This is a genomic window from Bradyrhizobium sp. USDA 4503, from assembly GCF_054055815.1.
The window spans coordinates 6,070,212-6,083,806 of record NZ_JBSRXS010000001.1 but is presented as its reverse complement, the minus strand read 5'-3'; the positions used below and the strand labels follow the sequence as shown (position 1 = coordinate 6,083,806).

The 13,595-nt window shown below is 63.7% G+C and carries 11 protein-coding genes; 5 read left to right on the top strand and 6 right to left on the bottom strand.

The features are described 5' to 3' along the window. Positions 1 to 95: 95 nt before the first annotated feature. A complete protein-coding gene (locus tag ACVMIH_RS28970) occupies positions 96 to 1,316 on the top strand; it encodes an ABC transporter substrate-binding protein (protein WP_057015416.1) in 1,221 nt (406 codons plus the stop codon). Between the two features lie 380 nt (positions 1,317 to 1,696). Beyond that, positions 1,697 to 2,923: an ABC transporter substrate-binding protein gene (locus ACVMIH_RS28965; RefSeq protein ID WP_057015395.1), complete on the top strand. Its 1,227-nt coding sequence runs from the start codon at positions 1,697 to 1,699 to the stop codon at positions 2,921 to 2,923. A gap of 211 nt (positions 2,924 to 3,134) precedes the next feature. Here the strand turns inward: ACVMIH_RS28965 and ACVMIH_RS28960 are convergent, their stop codons facing one another. Beyond that, the gene (locus tag ACVMIH_RS28960) at positions 3,135 to 3,560 is read right to left on the bottom strand and encodes a DUF1330 domain-containing protein (RefSeq protein WP_057015394.1); all 426 of its coding nucleotides are present in this window, start codon (positions 3,558 to 3,560) and stop codon (positions 3,135 to 3,137) included. A 247-nt stretch (positions 3,561 to 3,807) separates the two neighbouring features. Between ACVMIH_RS28960 and ACVMIH_RS28955 the strand changes: the two genes are divergently transcribed. Then, positions 3,808 to 6,063 carry a transglycosylase domain-containing protein gene (locus ACVMIH_RS28955; RefSeq protein WP_456864268.1) on the top strand — a complete coding sequence of 752 codons (2,256 nt, stop codon included), beginning with the start codon at positions 3,808 to 3,810 and terminating at the stop codon, positions 6,061 to 6,063. Positions 6,064 to 6,322: 259 nt separating this feature from the next. Here ACVMIH_RS28955 and ACVMIH_RS28950 read toward each other — a convergent pair whose 3' ends face one another. From ACVMIH_RS28950 to ACVMIH_RS28935, 4 genes are all read right to left on the bottom strand, one after another. After that, positions 6,323 to 7,162, bottom strand: a complete 840-nt coding sequence (locus tag ACVMIH_RS28950) for a M48 family metallopeptidase (RefSeq protein ID WP_076824634.1) — start codon at positions 7,160 to 7,162, stop codon at positions 6,323 to 6,325. A gap of 198 nt (positions 7,163 to 7,360) precedes the next feature. Further along, the gene (locus tag ACVMIH_RS28945; RefSeq protein WP_028341465.1) at positions 7,361 to 8,689 is read right to left on the bottom strand and encodes a polyhydroxyalkanoate depolymerase; all 1,329 of its coding nucleotides are present in this window, start codon (positions 8,687 to 8,689) and stop codon (positions 7,361 to 7,363) included. Between the two features lie 128 nt (positions 8,690 to 8,817). Beyond that, entirely contained in the window at positions 8,818 to 9,642 is an 825-nt protein-coding gene (locus ACVMIH_RS28940) for an ABC transporter permease (protein ID WP_057015392.1), read from the bottom strand. Next, entirely contained in the window at positions 9,639 to 10,445 is an 807-nt protein-coding gene (locus ACVMIH_RS28935; RefSeq protein ID WP_456853934.1) for an ABC transporter ATP-binding protein, read from the bottom strand. The genes ACVMIH_RS28940 and ACVMIH_RS28935 overlap by 4 nt, the downstream gene beginning before the upstream one ends. Positions 10,446 to 10,586: 141 nt before the next feature. Here ACVMIH_RS28935 and ACVMIH_RS28930 point away from each other — a divergent pair, with 141 nt between their 5' ends. Together ACVMIH_RS28930 and ACVMIH_RS28925 are read left to right on the top strand one after the other, a co-directional pair. Continuing rightward, positions 10,587 to 11,906: an ActS/PrrB/RegB family redox-sensitive histidine kinase gene (locus tag ACVMIH_RS28930; protein ID WP_456864266.1), complete on the top strand. Its 1,320-nt coding sequence runs from the start codon at positions 10,587 to 10,589 to the stop codon at positions 11,904 to 11,906. Between the two features lie 134 nt (positions 11,907 to 12,040). Beyond that, on the top strand, positions 12,041 to 12,595 hold the full coding sequence (locus ACVMIH_RS28925; RefSeq protein WP_016845514.1) for an ActR/PrrA/RegA family redox response regulator transcription factor: 555 nt from the start codon (positions 12,041 to 12,043) through the stop codon (positions 12,593 to 12,595). 317 nt (positions 12,596 to 12,912) lie between these two features. Here the strand turns inward: ACVMIH_RS28925 and ACVMIH_RS28920 are convergent, their stop codons facing one another. After that, positions 12,913 to 13,395 (bottom strand): MmcB family DNA repair protein, encoded by a 483-nt coding sequence (locus ACVMIH_RS28920; protein WP_456864264.1) that lies wholly within the window; start codon positions 13,393 to 13,395, stop codon positions 12,913 to 12,915. Positions 13,396 to 13,595: the final 200 nt, after the last annotated feature.

The following is a 13,595-nucleotide window of genomic DNA, read 5'->3' as shown; positions in this document are numbered from 1 at the left end:
AATGGCCCAGCCGTTCCTCCATCATCCCGTGCAACGGTGACATCCGCCGGCCTGAGCTTGCGGACAAGATCACCGGCAACAGGGAGGTCACGGACATGAGAAGCGTGCAATTGCTCGCTGCGACGGCGCTTGCGATCGCGTTGTCGGTTACATCGGCCACCGCGCAGAAGAAATACGACATCGGCGCGACCGACACCGAGATCAAGATCGGCCAGACCGTGCCGTTCTCCGGCCCCGCATCCGCCTATGCCGGCATCGGCAAGACCCAGGCGGCCTACATGAAGATGATCAACGATCAGGGCGGCATCAACGGCCGCAAGCTGAACCTGATCCAGTATGACGACGCTTATTCGCCGCCGAAAGCGGTCGAGCAGGTGCGCAAGCTTGTCGAGGGCGACGAGGTGCTGTTCACGTTCCAGATCATCGGCACGCCGTCAAATGCCGCCGTGCAGAAATATCTGAATGCCAGGAAGGTGCCGCAGCTGCTCGCCTCCACCGGCGCCTCGCGCTTCTCCGACCCGCAGAACGCGCCGTGGACGATCGCGTTCAACCCGAACTACCAGTCCGAGGGACGCATCTACGCCAAATACATCCTGGCCAATCACCCCAACGCCAAGATCGGCATCTTCTACCAGAACGACGATCTCGGCCGCGACTACATCACCGGCCTGAAGAGCGGACTCGGCGACAAGGCCGCCAGCATGATCGTCGCCGAAGTCTCCTATGAACTGACCGACCCGACCGTGGACTCCCAGATCGTCAAGTTGAAGGCCGCCGGCGTCGACCTGCTCTACGACGCCTCGACGCCGAAATTCGCTGCGCAGGCAATCCGAAAGGTCGCCGATCTCAACTGGAACCCGGTGCACATCCTCGACATCAATGCGAGCCCGGTGTCGGCGACGCTGAAGCCGGCCGGTCTCGACATCTCCAAGGGCATCATCTCGACCAATTACGGCAAGGACCCCGCCGACCCGCAATGGAAGGACGATCCCGGCGTGAAGGCCTATTTCGCCTTCATGGACAAGTATTATCCGGAAGGCGACAAGCTCAACACCGTCAACACCTACGGCTACTCGACGGCCGAGCTCCTGATCCAGGTGCTCAAGCAGTGCGGCGACGACCTCACCCGCGAGAACCTGATGAAGCAGGTGACCAGCCTGAAGAAGTTCGTGCCGAGCCTCGCGCTGCCGGGGATGTCGATCACGACGGGGCCGAACGACTACCGCATCAACAAGCAGATGCAGATGATGAAGTTCAACGGCGAGCGCTGGGAGCTGTTCGGCCCGATCATCGAGGACACCGGACCGGCGGGCTAGCCGCGGTCGGGACGAGACTCCACTCCCTCTCCCCGTCCTTACGGGGAGAGAGTCGGGGTGAGGGGCTGCTTCCGCGCACCGCTGCATTAGCTGCGCCCGCGGAGACTCCCCCTCGCCCGCATCGCATCTTCGATGCGATGCGACCTCTCCCCGCAGGCGGGGCGAGGTAAAGCGGGCCCCAACCTTCGCGCCGCTCCACCCACCTTTTCGCAACGCCCCCTACTTTGGTTGACTGAAATCGCTCACCTTTTCGGCAGCGCTCGTCTTGCGTTGCAATAACGGTTCCTCCAGTATCCCGGCCCAGCGATGGCGACCGCGGGACCTTGAACCCGCGGACAAGATCATCGGCCAACCATCAGTCACGTGAGGGAAACAGCACTATGAGGAACGGGATTTTCCACCTGGTCACGGGAACGGCGCTCGCGATCGCGCTGTCAGCAACGTCGGCCTTTGCGCAGAAGAAGTACGATCCGGGCGCGAGCGACACCGAGATCAAGATCGGCCAGACCGTCCCCTTCTCCGGACCGGCCTCCGCCTATGCCTCGATCGGCAAGACCCAGGCGGCCTACTTCAAGATGATCAACGATCAGGGCGGCATCAACGGCCGCAAGATCAACCTGATCCAGTATGACGACGCGTATTCGCCGCCCAAGGCCGTCGAGCAGGTGCGCAAGCTCGTCGAGAGCGACGAGGTGCTCTTGACCTTCCAGATCGTCGGCACGCCGTCGAACGCCGCCGTGCAGAAGTATCTCAACGCCAAGAAGGTGCCGCAGCTGTTTGCCGCCACCGGCGCTTCGAAGTTCACCGACCCGAAGAACTTCCCCTGGACGCTCGGCTTCAACCCGAACTACTTCGTCGAAGGCCGCATCTACGGCCAGTACATCCTGAAGGAGCACCCCAACGCCAAGATCGGCGTGCTCTATCAGAACGACGACCTCGGCAAGGATTATCTGAACGGCATCAAGGCCGGCCTCGGCGACAAGGCCGCCAAGATGATCGTGGCCGAAGCCTCCTACGAGGTCTCCGACCCGACCATCGATTCCCAGGTGATCAAGATCAAGGACGCCGGCGCCGACCTGTTCTTCTCGGCCTCGACGCCGAAGCAGGCGGCGCAGGCGATCAAGAAGATCGCCGAGCTCGGCTGGCACCCGGTCCACATCGTCGACATCAACGCGACATCGGTCGGCGCCGTGCTGCAGCCGGCGGGCCTGGAAGCCTCCAAGGGCCTGATCAGCACCAATTACGGCAAGGATCCGGCCGATCCGCAGTGGAAGGACGATCCGGGCATGAAGCGCTATTTCGACTTCATGACCAAGTACTATCCCGACGGCGACAAGAACTCGAACTTCAACACCTATGGCTACTCGACCGCCCAGTTGATGGTGCATGTGCTGAAGCAGTGCGGCGACGACCTGACCCGCGACAACGTACTGAAGCAGGCGACCAACCTGAAGAATGTCGAGCTCGACATGGCGCTGCCCGGCATCAAGGGCAACACCGCGCCGAACGACTATCGCGTCAACAAGCAGCTGCAGATGATGCGCTTCAACGGCGAGCGCTGGGAGCTGTTCGGCCCGATCCTCGAGGACGCCGGCCCGGCCGGCTAGCCGGTTCGCGCAGGTTTGAAATGCAATCGGCGGCCTCCAGGCCGCCGATTTGTTTGCGGGGATGTCCTATCACCGTCACCCTGGGGAGCGCGAGGCGCGTCTCGAAGGGTCGACGGCCACCAGCGGGGCCGTGCATGCTTCGAGGCTCGCTCCGCTCGCACCTCAGCATGACGGGGATGGAGATCGCCGCGACCCATCGATTTTTACGCGCCTACTTCGGAATCTCGCCGAAATTCTTCCCCACCGGCAGCACGGCATGGCGGATCAGGCGGGAATCGTCCACCGCGGCCTGGCGGTGCTTCACCGCCTCGCGATAGACCGGATCGCGGATCATCTCGACGAAGGCGGCGACGCTTGGATATTCCGCGATGAAGCAGTGATCCCAGCGCTCCTCCTGCGGTCCGATCAGCATCAGCTCGAAGCGGCCTTGCCAGACGATGCGGCCGCCGAGCCGTTCGAACGCCGGCCCGCTCTCGCGGCCATACGCCGCATAAGCCTCCGCGCCGGTGGCCTTGCGGCCGTCGGGATAGGCGGCCCATTCGCGCAGGCGCACCAGGTTGAGCATGTGGATCGGGCCCGGCCGGTTGTTGTCCCGGAACTGCGCGAAAACGTCCTTGGTCGGATCGATATGGCCCATGCGGTGCTCCTTCGTTTCTTGTTCCCTAGCGCGATCGCTCTATCGCGCTCTTCCATCCTGTTTGAGCATGATCTCCGCGCAAACGCTCCGCGTTTGTCGCGAGGGAAAACCGGTGCCCACTTTTCCTGATCATGCTCCTTATGTAGCACGCGCTGCCTCACCTCCTAATGCCCCGTTAAGCTTTGCGTAACCGCCCCTTAAACCGGGAACGCTAGCGTGCGTCCCTGTCAGGGTGTGAGCGTTGCGGATGCCGTGGGGACGGAAAAAAGGCGGTGCGCGCAAGGAGCCGCTGTTCGGGCTTCCGGCCGCGCTTGCCGACCTTCGGCTGTCGCCGTCCGATCGCATTCCCGGAGGCGGCGACGACAAGCCCGCCAAATCCAAACCCAAGAGCAGCGACAAGAGCAGCGATTCCGGTAGCGAGAAACCGCGCCCGTCGCGCAGCGGCAGCAAGCGGCGCAGCAAGTCGCGCGGCTTTGGCATCGGCCGCCTGTTCTATTGGACCGCGGTGCTCGGCCTGTGGGCCGGCATTGCGGTGATCGGTGTCGTGGTGTGGGTCGGCGCGCATCTGCCGCCGATCCAGTCGCTGGAGATTCCCAAGCGTCCGCCGACGATCCAGATCGTCGGCATCGACGGCAGCGTGCTGGCGCAGCGCGGCGAAATGGCCGGCGCCAACATCGCGTTGAAGGATCTGCCGCCCTATCTGCCGAAGGCCTTCATCGCGATCGAGGACCGCCGCTTCTATTCGCATTACGGCGTCGACCCGGTCGGCATCCTGCGCGCGGCGGTGACCAACCTCCTGCACCGCGGCGTCTCGCAGGGCGGCTCGACGCTGACCCAGCAGCTCGCCAAGAACCTGTTCCTGACCCAGGAGCGCACCATGCAGCGCAAGCTGCAGGAGGCCGAGCTCGCGCTCTGGCTGGAGCGCAAGCATTCCAAGAACGAGATCCTCGAGCTCTACCTCAACCGGGTCTATTTCGGTTCCGGCGCCTATGGCGTCGAGGCCGCCGCGCAGCGCTATTTCGGCAAGTCGGCGAAGAACGTGACGCTGCCGGAAGCCGCGATGCTGGCCGGCCTCGTCAAGTCGCCGTCGCGGCTGGCACCAAATCGCAACCCTGAAGGCGCCGAGCAGCGCGCGCAGGTCGTGCTGGCGGCGATGGCCGATGCCAAGTTCATCACCGAGGCGCAGGCCAAGGCCTCGATCGGTCAGCCCTCGATTGCGGTGAAGCCGGCCGGCGCCGGCACCGTGAACTATGTCGCCGACTGGATCGGCGAAGTGCTCGACGATTTGGTCGGCCAGATCGACCAGGACATCGTGGTGCAGACCACGATCGATCCGAAGCTGCAGAATGTCGCCGAAGCCGCCATCATCGATGAGCTCGCCGCCAAAAGCGTGAAGTTCAATGTCAGCCAGGGCGCGCTGGTGGCGATGACACCGGACGGCGCGGTGCGCGCCATGGTCGGCGGCCGGAACTACTCGGAGAGCCAGTACAATCGCGCGGTCACCGCGAAGCGGCAGCCGGGCTCGGCGTTCAAGCCGTTCGTCTATCTCACCGCGGTCGAAGCAGGACTGACACCGGACACCATCCGCACCGACGCGCCGCTCGACATCAAGGGCTGGAAGCCGGAGAACTACACCCACGAATATTTCGGCTCGGTGACATTGACCCAGGCGCTGGCAATGTCGCTGAACACGGTCGCGGTGCGGCTCGGCGTCGAGGTCGGCGCCAAGAATGTGGTGCGCACCGCGCACCGGCTCGGCATCTCCTCCAAGCTCGAGCCCAACGTCTCGATCGCGCTCGGCACCTCGGAAGTCTCGGTGATCGAGCTGGTCGGCGCCTATGCGCCGTTCGCCAATGGCGGCTACGTGGTGTCGCCGCATGTGGTGACCAAGATCAAGACCAGTTCGGGCAAGCTGCTCTATGACCGTCCGACCGATCCGCCCAACCAGGTGATCGAGCCGCGCTACGATTCGATGATGAACAGCATGATGCGCGAGACGCTGATCTCGGGCACCGCGCGCAAGGCGGAGATCCCGGGCTGGACAGCCGCCGGCAAGACCGGCACCAGCCAGGATTATCGCGACGCCTGGTTCATCGGCTACACCGCCAAGCTCGTCACCGGCGTCTGGCTCGGCAATGACGACAATTCACCGACCAAGAAGGCGACCGGCGGCGGCTTGCCGGTCGAAGTGTGGACCCGCTTCATGAAGGCGGCGCATCAGGGCGTGCCGGTCGCGGCGATCCCGAACTCGCAAGGCAGCTGGGGGCCGGCGAACCTGATGCAGATCTCGTCACAGGTCACCGCGCCGTCAGCGCCGGCGGGACCGATGCAGATTCAGCCACCGATGCAGGCATCGCAACCGCCCGCGCCGGTACCATCCAGCGGTTACTATCGCCCGCCACCGCCGACGCCGGCCCGCGCCTCGGCGCCACCCAACCCGAACGCGCGGCCCGAGGCTGCGGCTGGACTGGACGGCTGGCTGGCGGATCGGTTGTTTCGGTAGAAGTCGGTAGGCGGACAGATCGCGTTGCTCCGTAGCCCTGATGAAGCGAAGCGTAATCCGGGACCAGTCACGCCATCGATGAAAGCTGCCCCGGATTACGCTTACGCTCCATCCGGGCTACGCACTCAAGCCGTCATCCCCCGCGAAGGCAGGGGATTCAGTACGCCTCAGCCCCTGGATTGAAGACAAACGCCTCTGGAATACTGCATCGCCCGCTTTCGCGGGCGATGACAGCAACGTTCGGGGCGAACAGCGCGCCCTACTCCTGGATCCCGTAGCGGTGCAGGTCGTTGCCGTAGGTGTCGAGCCAGTTCTTGGCGCGCGTTACCGACGCGCAGACCTTGTCGACCACCCGCCAGAACCGCGCTGAGTGGTTCATCTCGACGAGATGGGCGACCTCATGCGCGGCGAGGTAATCGAGCACGAAGGGCGGCGCCAGGATCAGCCGCCATGAGAACGACAGCGAACCCGCCGAAGTACACGAGCCCCAGCGGCTGGACTGATCGCGGATCGAGATCCGGCGTACCCGCACGCCGAGTTCCGCGGCGTGAAGCTGCGCCGCCTTCTGCAGGTCCTTGCGCGCCTCGCGCTTGAGGAAGTCGTGCACGCGGCGATCCATGTACTCGACGCCGCCGGCGACGCAAATGATCCTCTCGCCGCTGTCGCGCGTCTCGGTCCACACCGTGCCGCGCTCGCCCGAGCGGTGCACCAGGCGATGCGGCACGCCGCGCAACGGCACCACGGTGCCGGGCTGGAACGGCGCGGCCTTCGGCAAGCGGCCAAGACGGGCGGCGATCCAGCCGCCATGGAGATTGGCGAACTCCTTGGCTTCCGGAATCGTGCCGCGCGGCGGCATCGTCAGGATCGCTTCACGATCGGTTGGATGTATCCTGAGTGTGTAGCGGCGCGCGCGCCTATGCCGGCGCAACCTGACGGTGAAGAACTGGGAGCCGTGTCTGACCAATACGGTCGCGGGTTCGGCAGGCCGCCGATAGAGGAGCGCGCGAGTAGCCATTTCTGAGAGTCCGGGGAGCAGGAGTTCGCCCGAACTTTGCCATATCCGCCGCCAGGGAAAGCGCTCGGCGCAAAAACAAATCATTTGCCCAATATACAGGGGCTGGACGTTAATTGACCTCTACAGGCAGGGGCTGGAACCGGAATTTTTCCGATGAATCAAGATTACGAAAAAGGCCCAAAGAATGAAATTACATTCACCCTTTTGGCCTTGCCCGATTTGGGATTCTTTTAGTTAAATCAGCGACTTGCGCGACCGCGAAAATCGCGGCCGGGGCGATACCTATTCGGCGGCGGCGACCAGCGAAAGCCGCGTATTGGCCGCCGAAACCATGAAATCGGAGATCCGCGGCACGATTTCGGAGCGGAAACGCGAGCCGTTGAACACGCCATAGTGCCCAACGCCCTTTTGCACGTAATGCACGCGGCGATGGTTCGGGATCGCGGTGCAGAGCGCGTGCGTCGCCTCGGTTTGGCCAAGACCTGAGATGTCGTCCTTCTCGCCTTCGACCGTCATCAGCGCGACGCGGCGGATCTTCGACGGATCAACCGGCTTGCCGCGATGGGTCATCTCGCCCTTCGGCAGCGCGTGCTTGACGAAGACGAGGTCGACGGTCTGGAGGTAATATTCGGCGGTGAGATCCATCACCGCGAGATACTCGTCATAGAATTCGCGGTGCTTGTCGACGAGATCGCCGTCACCCTTGACCAGATTGGCGAACAGCGCCTTGTGCGCGTCCATGTGCCGGTCGAGGTTCATGCTGATGAAGCCATTGAGCTGCAGGAAGCCCGGATAGACGTCACGCATCACGCCCGGATGCGGGAACGGCACCTTGGTGATGACATTGTTGCGGAACCACTCGATGCCGCGCTCTTCCGCGAGGTTGTTGACCGCGGTCGGATTGCGCCTGGTGTCGATCGGCCCGCCCATCAGCGTCATCGACAGCGGCACGAACGGATCGTTGTTGGCTTCCATCACCGAAACCGCTGCCACGACAGGCACGGAAGGCTGGCACACCGCGATGACATGCATGTTGCCGCCGAGAGCGTGCAGCATCTCGATCAGGTAGTCGACATAGTCCTCGAGATCGAACCGGCCGGCCGCGAGCGGCACCATGCGCGCGTCGGCCCAGTCGGTGATGTAGACCTCATGCGTCGGCAGGAACGCCTCGACTGTGCCGCGGAGCAGCGTCGCATAGTGACCCGACATCGGCGCCACGATCAGCACGCGCGGCTGCGGCGAGCGCAGCGGGCGCGTCAGCTTGCGATCGAAATGCAGCAGGCGGCAGAACGGCTTTTCCCAGATCGAACGGACCTCGACCGGAGTGCGGATGCCGTTGACCTCGGTCGTCGGCAGGTTCCATTCCGGCTTGCCGTAGCGGCGCGTGGTGCGCTCGAACAGCTCACAACCGGCGGCGATCGACTTGCCGAACTCGGTGTGGGTCCACGGATTGAGCGGGTTCTGAAACAGGATCTTGGTGGCGTCAGTTACCGCGCGCACCGGATTGAGCGACGCATGCGCCATCTCGTACATCCAGTACAACGGCGTCGTGAGTGCCGGGCTGCCTTCCGCCGCTAGTGGCGGGGCACCGCCAAATTCACCGATGGGCATAGTATTTTCAGACCCCTGTTTTGCGCCGCAGCATACTGACCAATGCGTAACAATGCGTCAATGCGCCGCGAGCCGAATCTGGGGGCGATATCGGGCTAAAAGGCCGAGAATCCACGAGAAAGTGACATTTATTCACCACCGCCGAGCAGCGACCCGTTGCGCTTGGCGCTCTGCAAAAGGGCAAGGAAGATCGCAAAAGAGGCAGCGAACAGGAACGCGTTGATGACCAGCGCCCACGCCATCAGGTCGGCGCGGAAGACGTGATCGATCAGAAGCGAGCGCATGCCTTCGAACACATAGGTCGGCGGCAGCGTCCAGGCGACAGCTTGCAGCCAGGCCGGCAGCACCTCGACCGGATAGTAGATGCAGGCGAGCGGCATCACCGCGAACATCAGCGTCCAGACGATGCTTTCCGCCCCTAACCCGTTGCGCAGCACGAGGCCCGAGGCGAACACGCCGACCGACCAGCTCGTGAAGATCAGATTGCAGAAGAACGCGATCAGCGGCAGCCCGATGGCGTAGAAGTTGAAGCCGAAAAAGAACAGCGCCAGCAGCGTCATCGGGATCACGCCGATGGCGAGCCGGATCAAGCTCATGATCATCAGCGAGAGCAGGAATTCGATCGGCTTCAGCGGGCTCATCATCAGGTTGCCGAGGTTGCGTGCCCACATCTCCTCCAGGAACGAGATCGAGAAGCCGAGCTGCCCCCGGAACAGGATGTCCCACAGGATCACGGCACCGATCAGCGTGCCGCCCGCCTTGGCGAAGAAGCCGGATGCCTGCGAGATGTAATTCTGCAGGAAGCCCCAGGTGATGATCTGCAGTGCCGGCCAGTAGACCAGCTCCAAAAGCCGCGGCCATGACGACATCAGAAGATACCAATAGCGCAGCACCATCGCGTTGATGCGTTGCAGTGAAATGGTGTGCTGGTGCTGGCTGACGAGTTCACTCATGGTGTGCCCTCAGGCGCGCCCTCCCGCACCCGGCCGCGCGCCACGTCGAGAAACACCTCTTCCAGCGTCTCGCGGTTGTAGCGCGCCATGATCCGCTCGGGGCTGTCGTCGTCCTCGATCTTGCCGCGCTTCATGATGATGACGCGGTCGCAGAGGCGCTCGACCTCCAGCATGTTGTGTGACGCCAGCAGGATGGTCGCGTTATGGGTCTTGCGATAGGTCTCGAGATGCTGCCGCACCCAGTCGGCGGTATCCGGGTCGAGCGAGGCGGTCGGCTCGTCGAGCAGCAAGAGGTCCGGTTCGTTGATCAGCGCCTTCGCCAGCGCGACGCGGGTCTTCTGCCCGGCAGAGAGCTTGCCGTTGGAGCGGTCGAGGAATTCCTTGAGATCGAGATCGTCGGCGAGCTGGTCGATCCGCTCACGCAAACGCTGCACGGCATAAAGGCGCCCGAAAATGGTCAGGTTCTGCCGCACCGTGAGCCGCATCGGCATGTCGACGTAGGGGCTTTCGAAGTTCATCCGGCCGAGCACGTCGTAGCGCTGCTCGGGGATTCGTGCACCGAGCACCTCGACGCTGCCCGAGGTCGGCAGCACCAGGCCCATGATCATCGCGATCGTCGTGGTCTTGCCGGCGCCGTTGCCGCCGAGCAGGCCGGTGATGCTGCCGCGCGCGATGCGGAACGAGATATCGTCGACCGCGCGAGTGGTCTTGTAGACCTTGACCAGATGCGCGACGTCGATCGCGGCCGACTCGCCTTGTTCAGCCGCCGGAGCTTGCCTCTGACCTGTCCCGACCTGTTGCATATGGCCGTCATTGAGCCATTGCGACAATAAGCGCAAGGCTCGGCGGTAATTAAAGGCTTGGCGGTAATTAAAGGCTTGCCCTGCATCGGTGCGCTAAGTCGCGAATTTGTGCGCCGCCCACGGCACAGCTAAGGTCCCGGGATGACCGACGTCGCTTCCGATTTCCGCCAACCCCGCCGCTACGTCCGCCTGGATACGATCCTGCGGCTGCGCTGGCTCGCCGCGCTCGGCCAGCTCGTCGCCATCTTCATCGTGGCGCAGGGACTGGAATTCGACGTTCCGATCGTCCCCTGCGTCACCATCGTGACGTTCTCGGCGCTGCTCAATCTGGCGCTGCAGATCGCCTTCAACCCGATGCAGCGGCTGGAGCCGGCCTATGCCGCGGCCCTGCTTGCGTTCAACATCGTCGAGCTCGGCGGGCTCTTGTACTTCACCGGCGGGCTGCAGAACCCGTTCTCGTTCCTGTTCCTGGCGCCGGTCCTGATCTCGGCCACCGTGCTGCCGATCCGGCTGACGATCGCGCTCGGCTGCCTTGCGGTCGCCTGCGCCTCGGCGCTGTTCTTCTACCATCTGCCGCTGCCTTGGGACGCCGACGATCCCTTGGTGCTGCCGCCGATCTATTTGATCGGCGTCTGGCTTTCGATCCTGCTCGCGATCGGTGTCACCAGTCTTTACGCATTCCAGGTCACGGAGGAAGCGCGCCAGCTCTCCGATGCGCTGGCCGCGACCGAACTGGTACTGACACGCGAACAGCACCTGACTCAGCTCGACGGCCTCGCCGCCGCCGCCGCGCATGAGCTCGGAACGCCGCTGTCGACGATCTTCCTGATCTCGCGCGAGCTCGAGAAGACGGTGCATGACGCGGCGATCGCCGGCGACCTCAAGACCCTGCGTGAGCAGGCGCAGCGCTGCCGCGACATCCTGAGCAAGATCGCGCAATTGTCATCGAGCGGTGCGCCGTTCGACACCATGAAGCTGTCGACCTTGATCGAGGAGGCGGTGGCGCCGCATCGCGATTTCGGCATCAACATCAAGGTGCGGCTTGCTGTCGCAGCAACGCCTGAACCGGTCGCCGCGCGCAATCCGGCGATCCTCTATGGCGTCGGAAACATTCTCGAAAATGCGGTCGATTTCGCGCACCAGACCGTCGAGGTGAACGCGTGGTGGAACGCCGAGACCGTTGAAGTCGTCGTCTCCGACGACGGTCCGGGCATCGCGCCCGACATGCTGAAGCGGATCGGCGAGCCGTATCTGTCGCGTCGCCGAGGTGCGGATGAGGCCCAAAACCCACGTGGGGGCCTCGGTCTGGGCGTTTTCATCGCAAGGACGCTGCTGGAACGCACTGGCGCCAAGGTGTCGTTTACCAATCGCACCTTTCCCGATCACGGCGCCGTGGTGCAGATCGTCTGGCCGCGCGAGCGCTTCGAGGAATCCGCGCCGGGCAACGAAACCGAGTCCTAAGAACGATTCTTAATCGCAACTCTGGCATTACGGATGCATTGCTCTTTCCAGACAAGCACGCGACTTTCGGCTGCCTTGGCAGCGCCGCAGTAGGACCCCATATATTAGGGGTCTGCCACAGGGAAAAATGGATCGTGAACGCCATCACTGAACTGAATGACCATGCCGACCGCTCGCTCCTCATCGTCGAGGACGACAAGCCGTTCCTGGAACGCCTGTCGCGCGCGATGGAGACGCGGGGTTTCGCGGTGAAGTCATGCGACACGGTATCTGATGGTCTCGCCGAGATCGGCCGCGCCGCGCCCGCTTTCGCAGTCGTCGATCTTCGCCTCGGCGACGGCAACGGCCTCGACGTCGTTTCGGCGTTGAAGCGCAAGCGCCCCGAGGCGCGCGCGATCGTGCTGACCGGCTACGGCAACATCGCCACCGCCGTCACCGCGGTGAAGATGGGCGCCGTCGATTATCTCTCGAAGCCCGCCGACGCCGATGACGTCGTCGCCGCGCTGCTCGCGACCGGCACCGAGAAGTCCGAGCTGCCGGCCAATCCGATGTCGGCGGACCGCGTGCGCTGGGAGCACATCCAGCGCATCTACGAGATGTGCAACCGCAACGTCTCGGAGACCGCGCGCCGCCTCAACATGCACCGCCGCACCTTGCAGCGCATCCTCGCCAAGCGCGCCCCGCGGTAAGCGATACTTCATTTGCTTTCGCGATGGCCGGGCTCCTCCCGGCCATTTGCTTTTGTAGGGTGGGCAGCTACATAGGATGGGTGAAGCGAAGCGAACCCACCAACTTCACGCCGCGGCGACAAGTGATGGGTTTGGCTTCGCTCTACCCATCCTACGCCTCTATGTCCGTCACCCCGAGGAGCGCGCCCTTGCGCGCGTCTCGAAGGGTCGACGGTCACCAGCCGGGCCGATTCATCCTTCGAGGCTCGCTGCGCTCGCGCCTCCGGCGACAAAGGCGAGGCCTTTGCGCGGGGATGACGGGGCAGCAATGTTCTTCGCTAAAACTCGTGCCCCTGCGGATCGACCAGGCGGTTGATGCGCTGCGCCGCGGCCATGGCAAAGCGCACCGTCATCGCCTTGCGGGTTGCCGCCGGCAGGCGATGCTCCGGCGCCTCGCAATGCAGATGCGCGCCATAGGCGTCGGCGATGATCAAACCGGTGTCGACGGGAAAGATCTCGCACGGCAGATCCTGCGTGAAGGCGAAGAACAGCCGGTCGCAATGCATCCGGTAGTCCTGCCATTTCTGGTCGGCGCGCAGATCCTCGACCGATGACTTGATCTCAACGATCCAGATCTCGCCGCGCTCGTTCAGCGCGACCAGATCGGCTCTTCGGCCGGACGGCAGCGGCAATTCGCTGATGCAGGAAAATCCCAGCGATCTCAGAAGCCTCGTCGTGCCGCGCGCGATCGCAAGCGCGGTCTCCGACTGGCGTCGGTCGGACGCGGGCACAAGCGCGATCTGGCGGGCGGATGAGTCCATTGCGCGAAGATTAGCCGATTCCACGAGAGCATGATCCGGAAAAGTGAAAGCCGGCTTTCCACGAAGATCATGCCCAACCGATAGAGCGCGGCAGCGTCAGGCCGGCGCGGAGCGTCGTCCGGCTCTGTTACGGGACGGCGCTCCGCAGGAACCCGTCGCCGCTTCACCGCTTATCCTCCCGGCCGCCGCCACGGGTGGGA